This window comes from Myroides odoratimimus, assembly GCF_004337635.1.
In the GTDB taxonomy this organism is placed as follows: domain Bacteria; phylum Bacteroidota; class Bacteroidia; order Flavobacteriales; family Flavobacteriaceae; genus Flavobacterium; species Flavobacterium odoratimimum.
The window spans coordinates 2,226,755-2,249,682 of sequence record NZ_CP037427.1 but is presented as its reverse complement, the minus strand read 5'-3'; the positions used below and the strand labels follow the sequence as shown (position 1 = coordinate 2,249,682).

The following is a 22,928-nucleotide window of genomic DNA, read 5'->3' as shown; positions in this document are numbered from 1 at the left end:
TAGAGAATAAATAAAACAACCTAATCAACAAAGTGAACCAGACGAATTACAAGGATAACGCCCTAAAATTCGAGTAGGACTTTGTTGATTTTACTAAAGAGTATCAGACTAGTAATTAAGACGTCGAGGTCTAGTATTAAGGTTTAGATGATATTTTAGTAACAGGTTGCCTTAAATAATTATCATATGGACAAATTTACACAATTTATCGGAATAGATATTTCCAAAGATTATTTTGATGTAGCTATTTATGTAGATGCTAATTCTTGTAAACACAATCAGTTTGAAAACACTAAAACGGGAGTTGATCAATTTATGAAGTGGATGAAAAGCGAAGGATGTTGTGTAGAGGAAACATTGATATGTATGGAGCATACAGGTATTTATAAAAATATTTTAGTAGATATTTTGCTTTCAAAGAATTGTAATCTATGGGTAGAAATGGCTTATAGAATTATAAGAAGTAGTGGAATACAAAGAGGAAAGAATGACAAGATAGATTCTAAAAGGATAGCATTGTATGCTAAGAAAAATCAAGAAGAAGCGAAGCTCTTTAAAGCATCAAAGGCTGTATTGAATAAGATTCAGGCTCTATTGGGACAGCGAGAGATGAGTATAGCTCATAAGACAGCTATAGAAGTAAGAACCAACGAATTTAAGGGGTTTAATGATGAACTGTACAAGGTTTTGTCTAAAAATGATAAGGCTATTATCAAGGCTTTAGAGAACGCTATAAAGGTGATTGAAGAACAGTTAAATACTCTTATTAGAGAAAATCAAGAGGTATCTGAGATATTTGATTGTGTGATTTCTGTAAGAGGTGTTGGAGATATTACAGCGATGTTTTTAATATGTTATACCAATGCGTTTACATCATTTGAAGACTCTCGACAATTAGCATCTTATTGTGGTGTTGTCCCTTTTGAATATACTTCAGGTAAAAGTGTAAGAGGCAAAGCTAAAGTACACTTTATGGCTAATAAAAAGCTTAAAAAACTTTTACATCTCTGTGCTTTATCAGCTGTTAGATGGGACCCAGAGATAAGGGCTTATTACGAGAGGAAAGTTGGAGAAGGTAAGCATAAGATGCTTGTTTTAAACAATGTTAGAAACAAGCTTGTACAGCGTATATGTTCTTGTGTTAGGAATAAAAAAGCTTATGAGGTACGACAAGTAGCATAAACATCATACATTGAATTAGAAACAAAAATAGAGGATAATACGGATATAATCCTCAGGTTAGATATGCCTTGTTTTATTGAGTTATTCTCAAAAATAAGGTGTAAAATATATTAATAATGATTTGCTTTTATCATAGTAATCGATATGAACAGTATCATTCAGCGCTATGATAAATTAACTACTGGAAAGTTAAAAGGAAAATGGCAAAATGAAAACTATGAAATTTTACAGAATTCCCTAAAAGAATGTTTAACTATAGCAAAAAGAGATTTTAACAGTCAATTTTAATCTAAATAAAAGGGTATCCATCTTAAACGGATACCCTTTCTTCTTATAAGAGGTGATAAATGACTATCTATTTACCTGCTGCAATTAAGTTTAATGCAGAACCTGCTTTAAACCATTCTATTTGACTTGCATTATATGTGTGATTAGCTTTAATCACGTCTTTAGAACCATCTGCGTGTACAAACTCTAATGACAATTGCTTACCTGGAGCGAACTCAGTTAAGTCTAAGAAGTTGATAGTGTCATCCTCTTGAATTTTATCATAATCTGCTTCATTAGCAAACGTTAAAGCTAACATACCTTGTTTCTTTAAGTTTGTTTCATGAATACGTGCAAAAGACTTCACTAAAACCGCTTTAACGCCTAAGTGACGAGGCTCCATAGCTGCGTGCTCACGTGATGATCCCTCACCATAATTTTGATCTCCTACTACGATTGTCGGAATACCTGCCGCTTTATAAGCTCGCTGCACAGCAGGAACAGCTCCATACTCTCCTGTGAGTTGATTCTTAACTTTATTTGTTTCATGATTGAATGCATTCTCAGCCCCGATCAACATATTGTCAGAAATATTATCTAAGTGGCCACGGAAACGCAACCAAGGACCTGCCATAGAGATATGATCCGTAGTACATTTTCCAAAAGCTTTGATCAACAATTTAGCTCCAGTAATATTCTTTCCATCCCATGGAGTAAACGGCTCTAACAATTGTAAACGACTAGAAGTAGGATTCACATCTACTACTACATTTGAACCATCAGCAGCTGGTGCTTGATAACCTGGATCCTCTACTGCAAAACCTTTAGTTGGTAATTCATCACCTGTAGGAGGAACTAATTTTACTTCCTCTCCGTTGTCATTGATTAGCGTATCCGTGATAGGATTAAAACCTAAATCACCTGCTATAGCTAGGGCTGCTACCATTTCTGGTGAAGTTACGAAAGCATGCGTATTTGGGTTACCATCTGCACGTTTAGAGAAGTTACGGTTAAACGAGTGAACAATAGTGTTTTTCTCTTGCTTATCTGCTCCTTCACGATCCCATTGACCAATACATGGCCCGCAAGCATTTGTAAACACTTTAGTTCCCATCTTCTCAAAAGTCTCTATGATACCATCTCTTTCGATCGTATAACGTATTTGTTCAGAACCTGGGTTAATACCAAACTCAGCCTTAGGAGTGATTCCTTGAGCTACTGCTTGTTCTACAATAGAAGCCGCTCTAGACATGTCTTCATAAGAAGAGTTAGTACAAGAACCTATTAATCCCCACTCTACTTTTAATGGCCATCCGTTAGCTTCTGCTTCTGCTCTCATTTTTGAGACAGGAGTTCCTCTATCTGGTGTAAAAGGTCCATTAATATGTGGTTCTAATTCAGATAAGTTTATTTCTATTAACTCATCAAAGTATTTTTCTGGGTGAGCATATACTTCAGCATCTGCTGTTAAGTGCTCAGCTACCTTATCAGCTGCATCGACTACATCTTGACGACCTGTAGCAGCTAAATATCTTCTCATTGAATCATCGTATCCAAATGTAGAAGTAGTCGCGCCTATCTCAGCCCCCATATTACAGATAGTACCTTTACCAGTACATGACATAGAAGTAGCCCCTTCACCGAAATACTCTACGATAGCTCCAGTTCCACCTTTTACAGTTAGAATGTCAGCTACTTTAAGGATAACGTCTTTAGGTGCTGTCCAGCCATTTAACTTTCCAGTTAATTTTACTCCTATTAATTTAGGAAACTTCAATTCCCAAGCCATACCAGACATTACATCTACTGCATCAGCTCCACCTACACCGATAGCTAACATACCAAGACCACCAGCATTAACTGTATGTGAATCTGTACCTATCATTAATCCGCCTGGGAAAGCATAGTTCTCTAGCACAATTTGGTGAATAATACCTGCTCCTGGCTTCCAAAATCCTATTCCATATTTATTAGATACAGAAGATAAAAAGTTAAACACCTCTGATGATTGGTTCTGTGCTGTTTGAAGATCTGTAGCCGCACCTACTTTTGCTTGGATTAAGTGGTCACAGTGTACTGTAGTTGGCACTGCTACCTTTTCTTTTCCAGCATGCATAAATTGCAATAAAGCCATCTGAGCTGTTGCATCTTGACACGCTACACGGTCCGGTGCAAAGTCTACATAGTCTTTACCTCTTTCAAATGATTGTGATGGTGTTCCATCCCATAAGTGAGTATATAAAATCTTTTCTGAAAGTGTTAATGGACGCCCCACTACTTCACGAGCTTTCGCTACTCGGTCAGGCATCTTATCATACACTTTTTTAATCATTTCAATATCAAAAGCCATAATAAATTTCTTTTTTTTACAATTTAAATTATTAAGACAATTTACAGTTTTTTACCTCTAATAAATTCTATATAAATGTTAAAACAATATATTTAAAATGATTCTACTTAAACAAAGTAGATTTGCAAGGAATACCCAAATGCAAAGTATAAAGATGACATGATAACAAGGGAATAGATGTGTATTTTGTTTAAATTTGAATAAATCATTGATAGTAAGAGTTACTCTAACTCCACTACTATCTAAATACACAAAACAAAACATTTAGATAAGCCAATACTATGTACAAACATCTTTTTAAAGCAGCACTAAATTGGATAGCGCCCGACAAGCAAAAAGAGTCAAACAAAAAGGTGTATGCTAAAAGTCATACCGTAAAAATAGAGGGAAAAGATATTTTAGCTATTTCAGCAGCCAAAGCCTTTAAAGGAGATCCTATCTTGCTAAATCCAGAAGATTTATTGCTGAGTGCCCTTACCTCTTGCCACATGATGTCTTATCTGTACGTATGCCAACAACACAATATAGAGGTGCTTACTTACGAAGATAATTCACAAGCTACATTGGTACTAAATGATGATGGCAGTGGACGTATAATCAAAGTAGTTTTAAATCCGATAATACGCATCAAAGATGAATCGCAAAAAGAATTAGCACTACAACTGCATACCCAAGCCAATAAACTTTGCTTTATTGCTAATTCTTGCAATTTTGAAATAGAGCATCATGCACAATGTTTCAGTTAAAATAAGCATCTTATTAAAATCAAGTAAACCATAAAAAAAGCGAGGTAGTCTGTATGGACTACCTCGCTTGGTATATATAAATACTATTCTAATTACTTAGTAGGGATTGGCTTAAACTTAGTTAAGTTAATTCCTTCTACTGAAGCTTTATATTCTTCGATAGTTGGTATTCTTCCTAAGATAGCAGATAATACTACTACTGGTGTAGAAGCTAATAAAGATTCTCCTTTTTTGCGTTCTGAATCTTCTACTACACGTCCTTGGAATAAACGAGTAGATGTAGCCATTACAGTATCACCTTTAGCTGCTTTCTCTTGGTTACCCATACATAAGTTACAACCAGGGCGCTCTAAGTACATAATGTTTTCATACTCTGTACGAGCATTGCTTTTTGGCAACAAGTCACTGAACTCAAATCCTGAATATTTTTGTAAGTATTCCCAATCTCCTTCAGCTTTCAACTCGTCGATGATGTTGTAAGTCGGAGCAGCCACTACTAATGGAGCATTAAACTTAACTTCACCACTTTGTTTTTCAATGTTTTTAAGCATTTGAGAAACGATCTTCAAGTCGTCTTTATGTACCATACAAGAACCTACGAAACCTAAGTCAACTTTTTTGTTGTCTCCATAGTAAGAAAGCTCTCTAATTGTATCGTGTGTATAGCGTTTAGAAACATCTTCGTTATTTACATCTGGGTCAGCAATCATTGGCTCCTCGATAATATCTAAGTCAATCACTACCTCAGCATAATACTTAGCATTAGCATCTGGAGTTAAAGCTGGTTTTTCACCTGATCTAATCTCTTCGATACGCTTATTAGCCTTGTCAATCAAGCCTTGAAGCACTTGATTTTTATTATCCATACCTTTCTCAATCATGATTTGGATACGGCTTTTTGCGATTTCTAATGATTCAATTAAAGTATCGTCTTGAGAAATACAGATAGATGCTTTAGCTTTCATCTCTGCAGTCCAGTCTGTAAATGTAAAGGCTTGGTCAGCAAGAAGAGTTCCGATATGTACTTCGATAATTCTTCCTTGGAATACGTTCTCTCCTGCGAATTGTTTCAACATTTGAGATTGTGTAGCATGCACCACGTCACGGAAATCCATATGTGGTTTCATAGTTCCTTTGAAAGTAACTTTAACTGACTCTGGAATTGGCATTGAAGCCTCACCTGTAGCTAGAGCTAAAGCAACTGTTCCTGAATCCGCACCGAAAGCAACTCCCTTAGACATTCTCGTATGTGAGTCACCACCGATAATAATAGCCCAATCGTCAATTGTGATATCATTCAATACTTTGTGAATAACGTCAGTCATAGAATGGTATTCACCTTTAGGGTCACGTGCTGTAATTAAACCGAAGTCGTTCATAAACTTCATCAATTTAGGGATATTAGCCTGCGCTTTTTTGTCCCATACAGAAGCAGTGTGACATCCAGATTGGTAAGCTCCATCTACGATAGGAGAAATAACTGTAGCAGCCATTGCCTCTAACTCTTGAGCAGTCATAAGACCAGTTGTATCTTGAGAACCAACGATATTAACTTCTACACGTACATCAGATCCAGCGTGTAATACTTTTCCTGGAGCTACTCCTACTGCATTTCTATTGAAGATTTTCTCTACAGCTGTAAGTCCTTGTCCTTCCACAGAAACTTCTTTTGAAGGAGCAAATACTGTTGGAGCTGTTATACCCAATACTTTTGCTGCGAAAGTTTGAATTTTTTTACCAAACACGATAGCATAAGAACCACCTGCTTTGATAAACTCCATTTTTTGTGGAGTTAAAGCTTTAGAAATATCGATAAGCTCTTTTTCTCCGTTATAAAGTTTTTTTGTCTTTGTATTAATTGTCAATACAGTTCCTGTTGCTACAGAGTAAACTTCCTCTAAGATAGGCTCTCCTTTTTCGTTAAGGACAACTTTTCCATTTGCGTCTGTTTTCTTTACCCAGTTCTTAAGGTCAATTCCAATACCTCCTGTTACATCCACAGTCGTTAAGAAAATAGGAGAAATTCCATTTGTACCTGCTACAATTGGAGCAATATTAACGAAAGGTACATAAGGACTTGCTTGTTTACCTGTCCATAATGCTACGTTATTCACACCTGACATTCTAGAAGACCCTACTCCCATTGTTCCTTTTTCCGCAATTAACATCACGCTTTTACCAGGATGAGCTGCTTGTAGCGCTTTAATCTCTTGTTGAGCCTGAGGAGTGATCATACACTGTCCATGAAGTTCACGGTCAGAACGAGAGTGAGCTTGGTTACCTGGAGATAATAAGTCTGTAGAGATATCCCCTTCACCAGCGATGAAAGTCACTACATCTATTTTCTCAGCCACTTCAGGAAGTTTAGTAAAGAACTCTGCTTTAGCATAGCTCTCTAAGATATCCTTAGCAATAGCATTACCAGCTAAGAAAGCCTCTTTTAGACGTAATGTATCTGCATCGTATAAGAACACTTGTGTCTTAAGTACTTTAGCAGCTTCTAAAGCGATAGCTTCATCATTACCTAATGCTAAATCTAAAAGAACCTCGATAGAAGGACCTCCCTTCATATGAGATAATAATTCAAAAGCAAAAGCTGGAGTAATTTCTTTTACTACAACCTCACCTAAGATAATTTCTTTTAGAAACTTTGCTTTAACACCAGCAGCACTAGTAGTACCAGGTAAAACATTATAAATAAAAAGCTTAAGAGAATCCTCATGGTATTCGTTCTCAGCATCTTTTACTTGTGCTATAACTTCACTTAATAGTTCAGCACCGTCAATTGGCTTAGGGTTAAGCCCTTGAGTTTTTCTTTCTTCGATCTCGTTGATGTAATCCTTGTAAAGACTCATAGTTATGTCTATTTAATAAAAGGTTGAGGATAGAACCCTGTATCAACCTATACATGTTATTTAGTATTAGTTCTTTTCTAAGCTTAATCCTCACACACTCATCCTTCTTAGTTTAGATAATTATGTTTAGTTTATCACTTCGATTTTTGTCAGTACAAATTTAAGCAAACTAATTTATTTTCAAAAGTTTTTAATGAATCCTACAAATACAAAAAATATTATTTACAAACATTCTTCTTTACTGAATTAAATTCAATAGTTTTAATAAACAGAACCTCTTTTTCTGAAATTAATTAATTTTTAATGCTTAATATATCATATTACGATATTTATCCCTTAAACATAAAAAAAACGACATTCTAGCCAATTGCTAAAATGTCGTTTTCATTCTTTCAGATTATTATATTCTTATTTTTTAAGCCAATTATTACGGAATTTACAATTGCGAAATTCTCCTTGAATGTTAATATAAGCATCATTTACCTTACGAGATACCCATTTATTTACTTCTTCACCTTGCTTTTTATTTAAGGCCATATTTCTAACCTTCGTATAATCCTCAGCAAAATCAATTTTATGCTCAGCATATTTCTTATTGATTGTTACTATGCGATAGTATTTCTCTTGCTTTTGCATATCATTCTTTAATGCCACTTGAGATACTTCGCCTTCTTTTAGATTAGACACTAAGAAGTATAGTTCTCTATCTTCCATATTATTCAATTCAAAACGTGGATCTAATGATCTAGGATCTTTCATAATACCACCATTTTGTTTTGTATCCTTATCATCTGACTCACTAGCTGCAGCAGCTGCGAATGTGATTTCTTTATTCGCAATCTTCGTACGAATATTCTCTGCTCTTTTTTTAGCTTCTTCTAATGCTGCATCAGTCGGTTTTGGCTTTAATAAGATATGTCTTAGATCTAAGTGCTGTCCGCGTATCTTCTCTAAGTATATGATATGATAACCATACTCTGACTCAAATGGCTCTGAGATCTCTCCCTCTGCCATATTAAATGCTACCTCTTTAAACTCTTTTACGAAAGGAGACTTTTTAGTGATAGAATAGAATCCTCCATTACTAGCTGACCCTCTATCATCTGTGAATAATACCGCTTTACTAAAGAAACTAGCTCCATTCTCTAACACGTCTTTCTTCATCTCATTCAGACGATCGATTACTTTTTGCTTTTGCTCTTTAGAAATCTCTGGTTTAATCACAATCTCAGCTATCTCTACCTCATCCCCTACAGTTGGCAACTGATCTTTAGGAATCTCGTTAAAGAACTGACGTACTTCTTCTGGAGTGATAGTTACCTTCTCCACGATATGCTGTTGCATATTCTGTGTCAGTTTATTTTGCTTTACGATTTCGAATAATGCCTCGCGTAGCTCTTCTTCGTTCTTTTTATTATAGAACTGAATAATCTTATCTATAGACCCCACATCCTCCACCATACGGTTGATCTGTTCGTTCATAAAGCTAGTCACCTCAGCATCCGTCACCTCTAAACTGTCTTGTACAGCCTGATGAGCAAATAGTTTATCCTCTAATAGTTTTTCAAATAAATCACATCTTGATAAATCACCTGTAGGAATACGTTGTGCCTTAAGCTCTATCAACGTTTTATCAATTTCTGATTCTAAGATAATGTAATCACCTACTACTCCTACTACTCCATCTATTTTTCTACCTTGCTTAGTCTGCCCTTGCGCAAATCCTACAAAAGAAAGAGCTAGCCCTAGAGCTACCATTACCTTCTTATTAAAAAACTTCATACTTTTTATTTTTTTTAGCATCCTTTAATATATCTTCTTCGTATTGTTTTAGTAATTCCATTTTACGATCATTAATGACCATCATCTTTAGTGATTTCTTTAAATAACTAAAAGGAATTACACTTCCTCTAGATAATACTGTATTCACTTTTACAAAATAAGTACTATTTTCTTCTTCTACCTCAAAAAAGGTATTGTTTTTTAAGTAATTATCTTTGTTATTATTATTTAAGAAAGGGAGTTTCTCATATATCTGCTTCACATCCACCCATATAGAGTCATTTAGAGCATATGATTTCATATGTAGAGACATACCTTCTAATTTTTCATGATCCTCTTTTCGAGACGAGCTAAAATACTTCCTGATAGTATTATAATTACTATTATCCTTTAAGACATTAGCATAAGACATTTTTACCAACATATCTTCTACAAGGAAATTACTCTTATACTTATCATAATACACCTTCAAATCTTTCTCTTGAATGATGGTATCTATACTCTTCTGTACTAATTTTTCTAGATAATCCTTGATCAGCAAATCACTTTTAAATTGATCGACTAATTTATCTATTTCTTCTTTCTTATCACTAGAGAGGTTAAATTCTGCTGCATCTATCAATAACTTTTTAGTAGCCCACTTATCTATAAATCGAGTAACAATGGCCAAGCTATCCTGCTTATCAGCACTAGATGGTACGATGCCATGCACCTCATCTCTATCTAAATAAGTATCATTTACCCTTGCTACAGCATTCTCTTTAGTACCACTACTACCAATCTTATCACAAGATACCACCATAGCACCACATAACATACTCAAAAACAAGGTTCCTACTAAGCGATATTTATTCATATACTATTTCTATTTATGAAACTAATTCCCAAAAATACTTATTTTAAAATAAAGTTTTATAACCTTAGATAAGTTACTTTATAATTCTGCCTCCACTCCTTTTAAATTCCAACACACAATAATACAAATCTTTACTAAAGTACATACACTAGTTAACGAAGTATTGATAATAATTATGTAATTATTTTACATAAAGGATAACTCCTTTCCTATCTAAATATTGTATTTCACAGTAGCTCGACTCTCTTTATTCATTGCACTATTTACGCATACCCCATCACTACTAGCTCATCTAAGGATTAGATACCAACTAAATGTATACATCATTCTCCAAAAAACAACTTTTAATTCCGCAAAATATAAGTACTTTTGTACCTTAAATTTTTTAATAATGAGTTTTTTAAAGGAAATAGATCGTAGACGTACATTTGGTGTAATTGCTCACCCTGATGCTGGTAAGACAACATTAACTGAAAAGTTACTACTTTTTGGTGGAGCTATTCAAGAAGCTGGTGCAGTAAAAAACAACAAGATTAAAAAAGGAGCTACTTCCGATTTTATGGAGATTGAACGCCAACGTGGTATTTCTGTTGCAACTTCGGTTCTTGCATTTAATTATAAAGACAAAAAGATTAATATTCTAGATACACCTGGTCACAAGGACTTCGCAGAAGATACATTCAGAACACTGACTGCAGTAGACAGTGTTATCGTAGTAATCGACGTAGCTAAAGGGGTTGAGGAACAGACTGAGAAGCTTGTAGAAGTATGTAGAATGCGTAACATCCCAATGATCGTATTCATTAACAAACTTGACCGTGAAGGACGTGATGCTTTTGAACTAATGGATGAAGTAGAACAAAAACTTCAACTAAAAGTTACTCCTTTAAGTTTCCCTATCGGTATGGGGTATGACTTTAAAGGTATCTACAATATCTGGGAAAAGAATATCAACTTATTCAGTGAAGATAGCCGTAAGAACATTGAAGAAACAATCAATATCTCTGACTTAGCTTCTCCTGAATTAGACAAATTAGTAGGTGAAAAATCTGCTAATAACCTACGTGATGAACTAGAAATCATAGAAGGTATTTATCCAGAATTTGACAGAGAAGAATATATCAGTGGTAACCTACAACCTGTATTCTTTGGTTCTGCGTTAAACAACTTTGGGGTACGTGAGCTATTAGATTGTTTTATCCAAATCGCTCCTTCTCCTCGTGCTAAAGAATCTAGTACAAGAGTAGTAGAGCCAAAAGAAAATACGTTCTCAGGATTTGTATTTAAGATCCATGCTAACATGGACCCTAAACACAGAGACCGTCTAGCATTTATCAAGATTGTATCTGGTACATTTGAGAGAAATACTCCTTACTTACACGTAAGACAAGGGAAGAAGCTTAAGTTCTCTAGCCCGAATGCTTTCTTCGCTGAGAAAAAAGAAATCGTAGATGTATCGTATGCTGGAGATATCGTAGGGTTACACGATACTGGTAACTTTAAGATCGGAGACACACTTACTGAAGGAGAAATCATGCAGTTCACAGGTATACCAAGTTTCTCACCTGAGCACTTCCGTTATATCAACAACGCTGATCCACTTAAGTCTAAACAATTAGAGAAAGGTATCGATCAGTTAATGGACGAAGGGGTAGCACAGTTATTCACTCTAGAGATGAATGGTCGTAAAGTAATCGGTACTGTAGGAGCCCTTCAGTACGAGGTTATCCAATACCGTTTAGAGCACGAATACGGAGCTAAATGTACGTATGAGAACTTCCCTGCTTATAAAGCATGTTGGGTACGTCCAGAAGATCCTAAAAACGAAGAGTTCAAAGAATTCAAACGTATTAAGCAGAAGTTCCTAGCTTTTGATAAATCAGGACAACTAGTGTTCTTAGCAGATAGTGAATTCTCTATCCAAATGACACAAAGTAAATTCCCTACTGTGAAACTAGCATTCACATCAGAAGAGATTAAATAGTCAATATACTATAAAATATAAAATCGCTTAAGAGATAATCTTAAGCGATTTTTTTTATAGTTCTATCTTTATTTAGAAAGTCAAAACAAGAGGTAAGCATCTGAATACTAAAAACTATGTTCTGACTATCTGATATCTTTCATACACTAGCTACTCATCTTTTTAACACTTCGGATTTATATACATACGTATAAACTAATATCCATCACTTCTACCACCATTCACCTCTCTCTCACTCTCCATCGGAACAAATACACACTCTATCTAGTCTAAGTATATAGTCACTCCGATAAAACTGTCTATAAAACGGAGTCACTACAGACTCATAACGGACTCACTACGGACTCAAGTCGACTGAGATACAAAAAAAGCCACACCTAAGTGTAGCTTTCTATATCTTTAACAAAATCTAAGATTAGAATCTCTTCATTTGTTCTTTCATCATTTTGATTTGGTCTTTTAACATCCCTTGTTTATCAAGCTTCTGTGCTTCACTTAGAAGTTTAGTAGCTTCTAGCTTACGTCTCTTCGTCATTGCGATACCTGCTAGCTGAAGTTTAGCCATTGCTAAATCTTGATCCATGTTTAGTCCAAGCTCTACAGCCTTCTTCATATACTTCTCTGAAGCATTTAAGTTAGTCTGAGAAGTCATGATTCCCATTAAGTAGTTATAATATCCATTCTGCTTACGCACTAATGCTGTCTCAGGATTCTTGATTTTATTCAACCATTTTTGGGCACCGTCAAAATCTTGTTTTCTCAATTTTAAGAAAGCTAATAAGATAAACTCATTTTTATAGTAAAGTAATATTACTAATGAAATAAGGAACAATAAGAAAATACCGTTACCAATATTACCTTCTACGAATTGCCAAACTGATACTGCGAGTAATACCGCAGCGATACCTAATTTAATATATCTATGAAACATCTACTTAATAAGCTTTTATTATAAAGAACGCAAAGTTAATAATTTCTATCCATTATAAAAATAAAAGAAAGTCAAATTAAACGCCTTTACATTCCTAAATCATTATATTTTTTCTTAACTACTTTTTATCTACTCTAGCTTAGAGCTGGATGATATAGTCCGCATCTATCGTCGTAAAATCGTGTACGATATAGTTAGCCCCTGTGTAGTCTTGCTGTTTAGAGTTAGCACTCTTATATCCTATTACCTTAATACCTGCTGCATTAGCTGCCTTGATACCATTAGTACTATCTTCTATCACGATACAGTTATCCTTATCACTGTACTTCGCTAGTGATGCTGCCTTTAAGAATATAGCTGGGTCTGGCTTAGACTTAGGCAGATCTTCTCCACTTACGATATGTGTAAAGAACGGATACAGCCCAAAACGAGTGAACACTCTATCTATCGTACTCTTAGATGCTGATGATCCTACGATAAGTTCTATCCCTCTAGCATGTAACCCTTCTATCAAGTCGCGTACACCATCTATTAATTCTAGATCAGGCTTAGTATCAAAAGATTCGTTAAACAACGCTCTTTTTCTCAATACCATATCCGGAATATTACCTTCTACACCATATATTTCTTTTATGCGCTCATACGTATTCTTAGTAGAGTGCCCTGTAAAGGAATTATATACGTGCTCTGAAACTTCTATTCCCAATTCTTTAAAGTGACTGTGATATGCGTAACGGTGTACCGGCTCAGTATCTACAATCACCCCGTCCATATCAAATATAACCGTCTTGATCATTTTTTTTCTGACAAAAATAATCCTTTATATCAATATACTGACTTTATTTATCTACATTTACTTCTCACATCCAAAAACAAACTATAAAATATCAAAACTCTTGTCAGACGAAATTTCACTCTTACATCGATTACAAAATAACGACACAAAGCATGAAGCATTTCGTGAATTACTAAGCCTCTATCAGCAGCGCTTGTATATGCATATCCGTACTATAGTATTAAATCACGATGATACTGACGATGTGCTACAAGAAGTTTTTATAAAAATCTACCAAAACATAGATACCTTTAAAGGTAATAGTCAATTGTTCTCATGGATGTATAGAATAGCGACTAATCAAGCACTAGATTTTCTAAAGTCAAAAAGTAGAAAAATGCAACTAGAAGATGATGAGCTAAATGAGTATCTAGTCAATCAGCTGGAGGCAGACAGCCTATTCGATGGTGATGAAGCAGAGCTCATTTTACAAAAGGCAATAGCATCATTACCACAAAAACAGCAACTCGTCTTCAAAATGAAATACTATGAAGATCTAGACTACCAGACTATATCAGAAATTTTAGAGACTAGTGTAGGAGCACTAAAAGCTTCTTATCATCACGCAGTAAAGAAAATAGAACTTTTTATAAAGTCAAATTAAACCTTTGTACTTTTTAATCGTCTAACTAATAAAGGAGAAGAATATGGACAATAAATATTTAAATACGAAAGATCCTAAAGATACTTTTAAAGTACCTGAAGACTACTTTGCTAATCTAGAGAGTAGAGTATTAGCTAATATTGACTCTTCTATCACCCCTACTCCTAAAATAGTACCTCTGTATAAAAACCGTTATATTTGGACCACCGCAGCAGCGGCTATTGCATTGCTATTTGGTATAAAGTTCTTCTTTTCTCCAGATTCTAATTCCTTAAATAAGGATAGTATAGAGAATTACTTAGAATACAATCAAAGTTTTTCTTTAAACAATGATATTATCAATGCATTAGATGAAGAGGACTTCAATGACCTAAAAGACAATATAGAAATAAAACAATCCCAAATAGATCATTATGTGTTATCACATATTGACATCGAGTATTACTTAAATGAATAATACAATGAAACAATTATTAAGTATTTTAATGGTGCTTATGTTTAGTGTAACTACTTATGCACAAGACAAACATGATCAGATTAGATCATTAAAAGTTGCTCATATTACAGCTGAATTAAATTTGAGCAGCGAACAAGCTGAAAAGTTCTTACCTATCTACATCGCTTATGATAAGAAGATGTCAGAACTACGACATACTAATGTATTTAAATACATCAAAAACGCAGATATACAAGACTTAAACAAACTAAGTGATAAAGAAGCGATTAAGAAAGTACAGGAGTTAATAGACTTCGAAGAGTCTTATTCTTCTGCTCGAATCAAGTTTGTAGAAGATACTAAAAAGATCATAGGTGAAAAGAAAATTCTTGTTCTAAAAAAAGCAGAAGACGACTTTAACCGTCAACTCTTAAAAAAGTATAAAGACAAGAAGTAATTCTCTTTAACTTAAAATAATACTAATCCATACCTATAAAGCCCACAAATCAACGTATATTTGTGGGCTATTTTATATATAATATAATAATGAGATTACACAGAAACCTTGTATTTACAGTTATAGACTCTATTTTAGCTATATTCAACGATGGTGAGTATGCAGATAAAATGGTAGCTAGAGCCTTGAAAAAAGATAAACGCTGGGGAAGCGCTGATAGAAAATTCGTAGCTGAGACTATCTATGAAATCGTAAGATGGAGAAGACTATATGCTGAAATAGCAGAAGTAAAAGACCCTATAAACAGAGATGACGCTTGGAGAATATTCGCTGTTTGGGCTGTACTTAGAGGTTATACATTGCCGGACTGGAAATACTTCGAAAACACACCTGCAAGACGTATTAAAGGTAGATTCGACGAATTAAATAAAACACGTAAGTTCAGAGAGTCTATTCCTGACTGGATGGATGAACTAGGTGTGAAAGAATTAGGTGAAGAAAAATGGACAAAAGAACTTGCTGCTCAGAATAAACAAGCTAGCGTGATCTTACGTGTGAATACCTTAAAAACAACTAGACAAAAACTATATGGTATTCTGATGGATCTAGATATAGAGACTATCTTACCAGAAGAATATCCTGATGCATTAATTCTTAAGGAAAGAGCGAATGTATTTATGACGGATGCTTTTAAAGAAGGATTGTTTGAGGTACAAGATGCTTCTTCACAGTTAGTAGCTAGATTGTTAGATGTAAAACCTGGAATGCGTGTAGTAGATACATGTGCTGGTGCAGGTGGTAAGACACTACACTTAGCTTCTCTTATGGAGAACAAAGGACAAATCATAGCAATGGATATCTATGAGAGCAAACAAAAGCAACTAAAGATCAGAGCTAAACGAAACGGAGCTTTTAATATAGAGTACAGAATCATAGAAGGTACTAAAACGATTAAAAAACTACATGACAAGGCTGATCGTCTATTAATAGATGCACCATGTAGTGGATTAGGAGTATTAAAAAGAAACCCTGATAGCAAGTGGAAGCTTAGACCTGAGTTCGTAGAAGAAATTAAGCAAGTACAGGAGCAAGTATTACAAGATTATTCTAAGATACTTAAAGCTGGTGGTAAGATGGTATATGCTACCTGCTCTATTCTTCCTTCTGAAAATGAACTACAGATAGAAAAGTTCTTAAAATCAGATACTGGTAAAGACTTTAAACTGATCGAAGATCATAAAATTCTATCTAGTGAGTCTGGTTTTGACGGATTCTATATGGCTTTATTAGAGAAAAAATAAACCTATCGATAACAAAAGCCTGTTTTACCTTAAAACAGGCTTTTTACTTATATACTCCTTTTGATATTTCTGACGTATGAAAACCAACTTCCTTATAGCCTCAATATCTCTTTTAGTACTTACGCTAGGTGCATGTGATAAAAAGAGTAATACAGACTTTACCCCTATTTACTCAACAGGAGAAGTCCTTACTACTGATATTAAAGCCACTGAAAAAAGTAAGGCTACTACCACTGGTATTCTCTCTATTCCTGAGTCTGAACAAGACTATTACCAAGGAGTAGATTTCACTAAAACAGGTCTAGCGCTAAAACAAGAGCTAACAGAACTAAGCACTCGTCAACACGTAAGAGAATTAAGCTATAAAGAAATATGGGAAGCTACCAAAGCAACTGACCTAACACCTGAAGGTAATGAAGTATATCTATTATATGGTCATAAAGGAGTGCGATCAGGAACCACAGCATATACTAGAGGTAAACAGAGTAATGGTGGTGGACAAGGACAATGGAACAGAGAACACACTTATGCTAAATCACTAGGTACCCCTAATCTAAACGAAGCTGGCCCAGGAGCAGATGCACATCATCTAAGAGCTGCAGATGTGAAATGGAATAGTATTAGAGGAAATAAACCATTTGCACAAGGTAGTGGCCCTTCTAAGCTAATAGGAGATTACTGGTATCCTGGCGATGAATGGAAAGGAGATGTGGCACGTATGATGATGTATATGTATATCCGTTATGAGAATAGATGTATCCCTAAGTATACTCCTAAAGGAAATAATGGAAGAAATGCTGGTGTAGTAGTAGGTACTTCTAATAAAATAGATCCAAATATGATTAATCTATTGCTAGAATGGAATGCTGAAGATCCTGTCTCTGAAATCGAGAAATATAGAAATGAGTATCATGCTAACACAAATAATAAATATGCTCAGGGAAATAGAAACCCTTTTATAGACAATCCGTATCTAGCCACTCAAATCTGGGGTGGCCCAGAAGCAAAAAATCATTGGGCAAAAAAGTAACTTTACAATTTTAGATACATTATAAGGACAATCTGACGGATTGTCCTTTTTTTTGGCCTTCTATCTGCCTTATCCCCCTAAAAATGCCTCACTAATTAATACTAAAAAACCTAAAAAAATAGAGTTCTTCTCATACTGACAATAAATAACAATATCATACTTCCTCTTTTTGCGTATATACATGAATATTCATAAACTATCTGTATCAACTAAACTTAGAGAAGAGAATAAGTTAACTTGCAAACTAATAGAATAGCGCAATAATTATTCATTCTATTGTAAAAAAAACAGAATAATAAATCACTTACCAAACATGAAAAAAACATTACTTGTATTAGCAGGATTAGCCGTCTTCGCTACTTCTTGTACAAAAGACCCTATTATTACCGAACCTACAGAAAAACCAGGTAACGGTGGAGGAGAAAAACCTGATGAAGGAGGAAATATCACTCCTAATCCTGGAGACTACATCATCCCTGCTCAATACCAACAGTATTACAGCAAGCTAGACTTCACTAAAGAAGGAACACTACTAAAACAACAGTTAGCAAAACTAGTGAAAGATACACATATCCCACAAACTTATACACCAGGGATGTGGGAAGCTACAGAATTCACTGATGAAGATCCAGAGAATAAAAATAATGTTCTTCAAATATACAGTTGGCCTGATAAAGATGCTAAGAATGATATCACTAAAAAGAGATCTGTCCCAAAAGAACATAAAAACGATAAATCAACAAATTTACCCCTTACCTCTCTTTGGGAAAGAGAACATGTATTCGCTAAAGCATTAGCGACAGATAAAACTAAAAATCAAAAAGCCTTAATAACTGTATTCGGTAAAAATTCTGATGGTTCTGATCGTATTCCTACTACATCAGAAGAAATAGCAGGACATGATGCACACCATTTACGTGCAATCAATAGATCTACGAACTCATCTAGAAGTAATAACAAATTTGTAGATGGTAGTGGAAATTCAAAAAAAGTAGGTAAAGAATACTATTTCCCTGGTGATGAATGGAAAGGAGATGTAGCTCGTATGATGATGTATATGCATATCCGCTATGAAAACGAAAATGGAGGAGGATATACTAAAGCTACTAAAGTAGGAATGCCTAGAGATGCTAAAGCTGGTGTATTAAGCGATGAAATGATTGACTTATTCTTAAAATGGAATGCAGAAGACCCTGTCGATGAAATAGAGAGAAGACGTAATGAATACCATGGTAACCCAAATAATCCTAACTATAGATATTCTCAAGGTAACCGTAACCCATTCATTGACAACCCTGAATTAGCTAATCGCATCTGGGGTGGTCCTAAGGCAGAAAACAAATGGAGTAAATAACAAAACCCTATTATAAATAAAAGCTGGAAGTCAGTAGATGATTTCTAGCTTTTTTTTATTATATCTAGTATCTGCACTCCCCTATTAATTCAATTCTACTTCACAGTCTTAGATTAATTCTACAACTAGACAATAATAAGCTCAATCTTGAATAGAGACTATCTTGTATTGTTTCTTTTATACATCACTATCACATATTTTTGAATAAAGCCATAAAAAAACCAATGCTTATCACATTGGTTCTATCATTTATTATTTAAATTAATATTCTATTCAATTGCTTTTTTGCTTTGTACTTTAGCCTTTATAAACTCATACACAATAGGCAATACAGACACTACGATAATCAGAAGTACAATTTTAGAGAAATTATCTTTTACAAGAGGTATATTACCCAAGAAATATCCTGCTAGAGTAAGTCCGACTACCCATACTATCCCTCCTACTACATTATAAGTCATAAATATTCCATATCTCATCTTTCCAATACCTGCTACAAAAGGGGCTAATGTACGAACTATAGGGACAAATCGAGCAATAACGATGGTGCGCTCTCCATACTTCTCATAAAAAGACTGTGTCTTATCTAGATGCTCTTGTTTCACTACTTGCTTACCAAACAACTTAAATTCTGTCAGACGCATTCCTACTTTTCGTCCGAGATAATAGTTTAAAGAGTCTCCAGTAATGGCTGCTACTAAAAGAATTGCAATGGTTAATACTATATTCAGTTCATCTGACTGAGCTACTAACATTCCTGTTGCAAAGAGAAGTGAATCACCAGGTAAAAATGGCATGACCACTAATCCAGTCTCAACAAAAATAATTAAAAATAAAATAACGTATAACCACGTTCCGTATTGCTCTATAAAGATGTGCAAATACTTATCAATGTGAAAAAGATAATCTAATAGTTCCATACCCTCAAAGATATATATCAAAACAATTTCTAAAAGAAATTTCACAAAATTATAACAATGTGTATCTTTTTGAGAAACCACACAAAAACATAGCCTTATACTTTATTTAAAATACAAAAAATAGTGCAAGAAACTTTATTTACCCTTATTCTATCCTCTATAAAAAGTACTTTATAACAGGAGACTGGTGAGAATAAAAATATTTCAAAAAAATGAAAAAATATTTCTACAGTAAACTTTTCATTCTAAACAGGTTAAACTAATCGTGTCATTTATTTTAAAAATATCTATTCAAAACAGTTTGGAGAACCCATAAATACTACTATATTTGCACTCGCAATACGGAAGTAAAGCAGACCAAAAATGGCGAGGTAGCTCAGTCGGTTAGAGCGCAGGATTCATAACCCTGAGGTCACGGGTTCAACTCCCGTCTTCGCTACAAGGCAAAAGGACATCTTAATTAAGATGTCCTTTTTTATTTGGTTTATTTTGGACACTTTCCGTCATTATCATTTTAATTAAGTAATTTTGGGATCAGTGACAAAAGTTGGGGACTAGGCAAAAAGTCTAGTTAATCTAAAAAGGAAAAACTTCTTATCCCTAACACCTCTATACATCATACGGAAGTATTTAATTTTGGCATTAAATGATTCCGCAGAAGCATTTGTACTTCTATTAATAAAGTAATTGATGATTTCGTTATAGTGTACATTAAAAGTCTTTAAAACAGTACTAAAGTGTTTGAGTGAAGCTTTTTCAATATCATTAAACCAATGAGCTAGCTTAGTCATAGCTATTTCTTTATCTATTTGTAGATTATATATCTGTCTAAGGTTATTAGCAAGTAGATAGGCTTGTTTGATCTCTGGGTATAATTCAAATAGTACCTTAGCTCTTTCTTGTTGGTCAGATGTCCAATTAATTTGGTTTTTATAAAGTAGAGAACGTGAGCGAACTAAAAGTTGCTTCTTAGTATCTCCATTACTAAGTATTTCAGGATTATATATAATGCCTTCTTCCTTAGCCTTTAAAACAGCAGTGTTCTCAGCGTCAAGCTCAGCCCATCTATATTTTATTCTAATATCTTGTACAGCTTCACTTACAAGCTTTTGTACATGAAAACGATCAATTACTTGCACAGCTTTAGGGAAGCACTTCTTAGCTATCTGTTTCATAGCCCCTGCCATATCTAAAGTAATCTCGGTAACTTTATCTCTAAGTTTTTTAGGTAGTTTAGATAGATGCTTTATTACAGTATCTGATTTTGTTCCTTTAACTATCGCTACAATGGTCTTTTTCTGACCTTTACCTGCTTTAGAAGTCAGTATAGTGTACAATTCTCCCATAGATAAACATACTTCATCTATGGAGAGTTGTTCAGTTATATTTTCTGGGTAGAGTAGCCAGTCTTGTGCATGTTCTTGTTGATCCCATTGTTTGAAACCACTAGTTTTATGTTTGTATTGGCGTTGAAACTTTTCACCTTTAACTCCAAATAATTCACCAATAGCCTTACAGCTAAGTACTTTAGTATCGGCCAATTTTTTTTAAGAACTCCGAGAACTCTGTAGTCATTCGTGTTCCTTCTGCGATGATATTCCAATCACGTGATATAATTTCTCCTGTTTGTTTATCTGTCCAACGACGACGTTGTACGTGTAGTTTAACTGATTTACCTCGTAACGGGAAGTCTTCAATAGTAATCATACTATGGAAACCTTTAGAAATAAGCTGTCTTTCAGCACATTGATTTCCGTAATCATTCTTCTCTTCAAAGTAGATATGTAGTTTGGTCTCTAATTCTTCTACTTTAGTAATATTGAAGTGTTCTACTAAGTAAGTAGGTAAGATTAGTTTTAGTATTTCTTGGCTATCCATCATAGCACAAAGATATTATTTTACACTTTCCTCCCCAACTTTTAACGTTGATCCTAATTTTGTCATAACAGAAACAATAAAACATAATTACCAATGATTAAAAGATTTAGTATAATACTATGTCTTGCTATATTATCTTTTTCTTGCTCAAAAGAAGATAATACTATAATAGACAAACCTACTTCACCAGTAGATCCTACACCTCCAGTTGTAGTTCCTCCTATTGGCAATGATAAAGACATACCTGATCCTAAAACTTTCAAAATCCCTTCAGAATATAGTGATTACTATAAAAGCATCGATTGGTCTAAAAAGGGAATGGAACTTAAAAAAGAACTAGCGAAGTTAATTACACAAACACATCATCCAATACCCTATACACCAGGTGTATGGGAAGCAATAGAATACACAGATCAAGATCCTGACAATCCTAACAATGTTCTCCTTATTTATGGATGGCCAGATAAGGATGCTAAAAATGTTATACATAAAAGATCTATGCATAAAACTAGTAAAAGTAGTGGCAATGGAAGTAATAGAGATTATAGTTGGGAACGTGAACACGTTTTTGCAAAATCTCTTGCTGTTGTAAAAAACACTAAACAAACTGCTTTAATTGCGAATGTTAAATCTAACTATATTGGGACATCTATTCCTGAAATTGCTGGAACAGATGTTCATAACCTACGATCTATAAATGGAACATGGAATAATACAAGAGGCAATAAGAAATTTGCTGATGGGCATGGTAATTCTGGACCAGTTGGTTCTTATAATTGGTATCCAGGAGATGATTGGAAAGGTGACGTGGCACGTATGATGCTATATATGCATATTCGCTACGAAAGTAACAAAAACGAACCTGATTTTGATAGATATACGAATGCTAGTAAAGTAGGTATACCTATCAACTCTAGAGCTCCTCTTACAGATAGTATGATTGACTTATTCCTAAAGTGGAATGCCGAAGATCCTGTAGATGAAATAGAAAGAAGAAGAAACGAATATCATGGCAATCCTCAAAACCCTGAATTTCGTTATGCTCAAGGAAATAGAAATCCTTTTATAGATAACCCAAGCTTAGCTAATGTCATATGGGGTATGCCTATCTATATAGCAGAAAACACATGGAAATAATATCATAAAAAAACGACTATCAT

Annotated in this window: 19 protein-coding genes and 1 tRNA gene; 11 read left to right on the top strand and 9 right to left on the bottom strand. The window is 34.5% G+C overall.

Annotated elements, in window-relative coordinates:
* The first annotated feature begins 186 nt into the window (after nt 1-186).
* Nucleotides 187-1,182, top strand: a complete 996-nt coding sequence (locus E0Z07_RS10280) for an IS110 family RNA-guided transposase (RefSeq protein ID WP_006258619.1) — start codon at nt 187-189, stop codon at nt 1,180-1,182.
* A 355-nt stretch (nt 1,183-1,537) separates the two neighbouring features.
* Here the strand turns inward: E0Z07_RS10280 and E0Z07_RS10275 are convergent, their stop codons facing one another.
* Nucleotides 1,538-3,799, bottom strand: coding sequence for an aconitate hydratase (locus E0Z07_RS10275; protein WP_131540690.1), 2,262 nt, complete (start codon nt 3,797-3,799; stop codon nt 1,538-1,540).
* 281 nt (nt 3,800-4,080) lie between these two features.
* Here E0Z07_RS10275 and E0Z07_RS10270 point away from each other — a divergent pair, with 281 nt between their 5' ends.
* The gene (locus E0Z07_RS10270; RefSeq protein ID WP_131540689.1) at nt 4,081-4,545 is read left to right on the top strand and encodes an OsmC family protein; all 465 of its coding nucleotides are present in this window, start codon (nt 4,081-4,083) and stop codon (nt 4,543-4,545) included.
* A gap of 92 nt (nt 4,546-4,637) precedes the next feature.
* Here E0Z07_RS10270 and E0Z07_RS10265 read toward each other — a convergent pair whose 3' ends face one another.
* The 3 genes from E0Z07_RS10265 to E0Z07_RS10255 form a co-directional block, all read right to left on the bottom strand.
* Nucleotides 4,638-7,400 (bottom strand): bifunctional aconitate hydratase 2/2-methylisocitrate dehydratase, encoded by a 2,763-nt coding sequence (locus E0Z07_RS10265; RefSeq protein WP_131540688.1) that lies wholly within the window; start codon nt 7,398-7,400, stop codon nt 4,638-4,640.
* Between the two features lie 408 nt (nt 7,401-7,808).
* Entirely contained in the window at nt 7,809-9,182 is a 1,374-nt protein-coding gene (locus tag E0Z07_RS10260; RefSeq protein WP_131540687.1) for a peptidylprolyl isomerase, read from the bottom strand.
* The gene (locus E0Z07_RS10255; RefSeq protein ID WP_131540686.1) at nt 9,169-10,038 is read right to left on the bottom strand and encodes a hypothetical protein; all 870 of its coding nucleotides are present in this window, start codon (nt 10,036-10,038) and stop codon (nt 9,169-9,171) included. The genes E0Z07_RS10260 and E0Z07_RS10255 overlap by 14 nt, the downstream gene beginning before the upstream one ends.
* A gap of 391 nt (nt 10,039-10,429) precedes the next feature.
* On the opposite strand from E0Z07_RS10255, the gene E0Z07_RS10250 reads away from it, so the two are divergent.
* Nucleotides 10,430-12,022, top strand: coding sequence for a peptide chain release factor 3 (locus E0Z07_RS10250; protein ID WP_131540685.1), 1,593 nt, complete (start codon nt 10,430-10,432; stop codon nt 12,020-12,022).
* 415 nt (nt 12,023-12,437) lie between these two features.
* On the opposite strand, the gene E0Z07_RS10245 is transcribed toward E0Z07_RS10250, so the two are convergent.
* On the bottom strand, nt 12,438-12,953 hold the full coding sequence (locus E0Z07_RS10245; protein WP_131540684.1) for a DUF2892 domain-containing protein: 516 nt from the start codon (nt 12,951-12,953) through the stop codon (nt 12,438-12,440).
* Between the two features lie 139 nt (nt 12,954-13,092).
* A complete protein-coding gene (locus tag E0Z07_RS10240; RefSeq protein ID WP_131540683.1) occupies nt 13,093-13,749 on the bottom strand; it encodes an HAD family hydrolase in 657 nt (218 codons plus the stop codon).
* Nucleotides 13,750-13,849: 100 nt separating this feature from the next.
* Here E0Z07_RS10240 and E0Z07_RS10235 point away from each other — a divergent pair, with 100 nt between their 5' ends.
* The 6 genes from E0Z07_RS10235 (at nt 13,850) to E0Z07_RS10210 (ending at nt 18,970) form a co-directional block, all read left to right on the top strand.
* Entirely contained in the window at nt 13,850-14,392 is a 543-nt protein-coding gene (locus E0Z07_RS10235; RefSeq protein ID WP_131540682.1) for an RNA polymerase sigma factor, read from the top strand.
* A gap of 43 nt (nt 14,393-14,435) precedes the next feature.
* Nucleotides 14,436-14,849, top strand: coding sequence for a hypothetical protein (locus E0Z07_RS10230; protein WP_131540681.1), 414 nt, complete (start codon nt 14,436-14,438; stop codon nt 14,847-14,849).
* Between the two features lie 4 nt (nt 14,850-14,853).
* On the top strand, nt 14,854-15,285 hold the full coding sequence (locus E0Z07_RS10225) for a hypothetical protein (protein ID WP_131540680.1): 432 nt from the start codon (nt 14,854-14,856) through the stop codon (nt 15,283-15,285).
* Between the two features lie 89 nt (nt 15,286-15,374).
* The gene (locus tag E0Z07_RS10220) at nt 15,375-16,586 is read left to right on the top strand and encodes an RsmB/NOP family class I SAM-dependent RNA methyltransferase (RefSeq protein ID WP_131540679.1); all 1,212 of its coding nucleotides are present in this window, start codon (nt 15,375-15,377) and stop codon (nt 16,584-16,586) included.
* Nucleotides 16,587-16,662: 76 nt separating this feature from the next.
* A complete protein-coding gene (locus E0Z07_RS10215; protein WP_131540678.1) occupies nt 16,663-17,616 on the top strand; it encodes an endonuclease I family protein in 954 nt (317 codons plus the stop codon).
* A 313-nt stretch (nt 17,617-17,929) separates the two neighbouring features.
* Nucleotides 17,930-18,970, top strand: coding sequence for an endonuclease I family protein (locus tag E0Z07_RS10210; RefSeq protein ID WP_131540677.1), 1,041 nt, complete (start codon nt 17,930-17,932; stop codon nt 18,968-18,970).
* A 269-nt stretch (nt 18,971-19,239) separates the two neighbouring features.
* Here E0Z07_RS10210 and E0Z07_RS10205 read toward each other — a convergent pair whose 3' ends face one another.
* A complete protein-coding gene (locus E0Z07_RS10205) occupies nt 19,240-19,890 on the bottom strand; it encodes a DedA family protein (RefSeq protein WP_029988604.1) in 651 nt (216 codons plus the stop codon).
* Between the two features lie 365 nt (nt 19,891-20,255).
* Here E0Z07_RS10205 and E0Z07_RS10200 point away from each other — a divergent pair.
* Nucleotides 20,256-20,329 (top strand) — tRNA-Met (locus tag E0Z07_RS10200).
* Nucleotides 20,330-20,444: 115 nt separating this feature from the next.
* Here the strand turns inward: E0Z07_RS10200 and E0Z07_RS10195 are convergent.
* Nucleotides 20,445-21,431 (bottom strand): ISAon1 family transposase, encoded by a 987-nt coding sequence (locus tag E0Z07_RS10195; RefSeq protein ID WP_039328873.1) that lies wholly within the window; start codon nt 21,429-21,431, stop codon nt 20,445-20,447.
* The gene (locus tag E0Z07_RS10190; RefSeq protein ID WP_006260368.1) at nt 21,418-21,771 is read right to left on the bottom strand and encodes an ISAon1 family transposase N-terminal region protein; all 354 of its coding nucleotides are present in this window, start codon (nt 21,769-21,771) and stop codon (nt 21,418-21,420) included. The genes E0Z07_RS10195 and E0Z07_RS10190 overlap by 14 nt, the downstream gene beginning before the upstream one ends.
* A 90-nt stretch (nt 21,772-21,861) precedes the next feature.
* Here E0Z07_RS10190 and E0Z07_RS10180 point away from each other — a divergent pair, with 90 nt between their 5' ends.
* Nucleotides 21,862-22,905, top strand: a complete 1,044-nt coding sequence (locus E0Z07_RS10180; RefSeq protein WP_131540676.1) for an endonuclease I family protein — start codon at nt 21,862-21,864, stop codon at nt 22,903-22,905.
* The last annotated feature ends 23 nt before the right edge of the window (nt 22,906-22,928 follow it).

Coding starts and splice junctions, on each gene's coding strand:
- E0Z07_RS10280 (WP_006258619.1), top strand. CDS start 187: ATGGACAAATTTACACAATTTATCGGAATAGATATTTCCAAAGATTAT.
- E0Z07_RS10275 (WP_131540690.1), bottom strand. CDS start 3,799: ATGGCTTTTGATATTGAAATGATTAAAAAAGTGTATGATAAGATGCCT.
- E0Z07_RS10270 (WP_131540689.1), top strand. CDS start 4,081: ATGTACAAACATCTTTTTAAAGCAGCACTAAATTGGATAGCGCCCGAC.
- E0Z07_RS10265 (WP_131540688.1), bottom strand. CDS start 7,400: ATGAGTCTTTACAAGGATTACATCAACGAGATCGAAGAAAGAAAAACT.
- E0Z07_RS10260 (WP_131540687.1), bottom strand. CDS start 9,182: ATGAAGTTTTTTAATAAGAAGGTAATGGTAGCTCTAGGGCTAGCTCTT.
- E0Z07_RS10255 (WP_131540686.1), bottom strand. CDS start 10,038: ATGAATAAATATCGCTTAGTAGGAACCTTGTTTTTGAGTATGTTATGT.
- E0Z07_RS10250 (WP_131540685.1), top strand. CDS start 10,430: ATGAGTTTTTTAAAGGAAATAGATCGTAGACGTACATTTGGTGTAATT.
- E0Z07_RS10245 (WP_131540684.1), bottom strand. CDS start 12,953: ATGTTTCATAGATATATTAAATTAGGTATCGCTGCGGTATTACTCGCA.
- E0Z07_RS10240 (WP_131540683.1), bottom strand. CDS start 13,749: ATGATCAAGACGGTTATATTTGATATGGACGGGGTGATTGTAGATACT.
- E0Z07_RS10230 (WP_131540681.1), top strand. CDS start 14,436: ATGGACAATAAATATTTAAATACGAAAGATCCTAAAGATACTTTTAAA.
- E0Z07_RS10225 (WP_131540680.1), top strand. CDS start 14,854: ATGAAACAATTATTAAGTATTTTAATGGTGCTTATGTTTAGTGTAACT.
- E0Z07_RS10220 (WP_131540679.1), top strand. CDS start 15,375: ATGAGATTACACAGAAACCTTGTATTTACAGTTATAGACTCTATTTTA.
- E0Z07_RS10215 (WP_131540678.1), top strand. CDS start 16,663: ATGAAAACCAACTTCCTTATAGCCTCAATATCTCTTTTAGTACTTACG.
- E0Z07_RS10210 (WP_131540677.1), top strand. CDS start 17,930: ATGAAAAAAACATTACTTGTATTAGCAGGATTAGCCGTCTTCGCTACT.
- E0Z07_RS10205 (WP_029988604.1), bottom strand. CDS start 19,890: ATGGAACTATTAGATTATCTTTTTCACATTGATAAGTATTTGCACATC.
- E0Z07_RS10190 (WP_006260368.1), bottom strand. CDS start 21,771: ATGATGGATAGCCAAGAAATACTAAAACTAATCTTACCTACTTACTTA.
- E0Z07_RS10180 (WP_131540676.1), top strand. CDS start 21,862: ATGATTAAAAGATTTAGTATAATACTATGTCTTGCTATATTATCTTTT.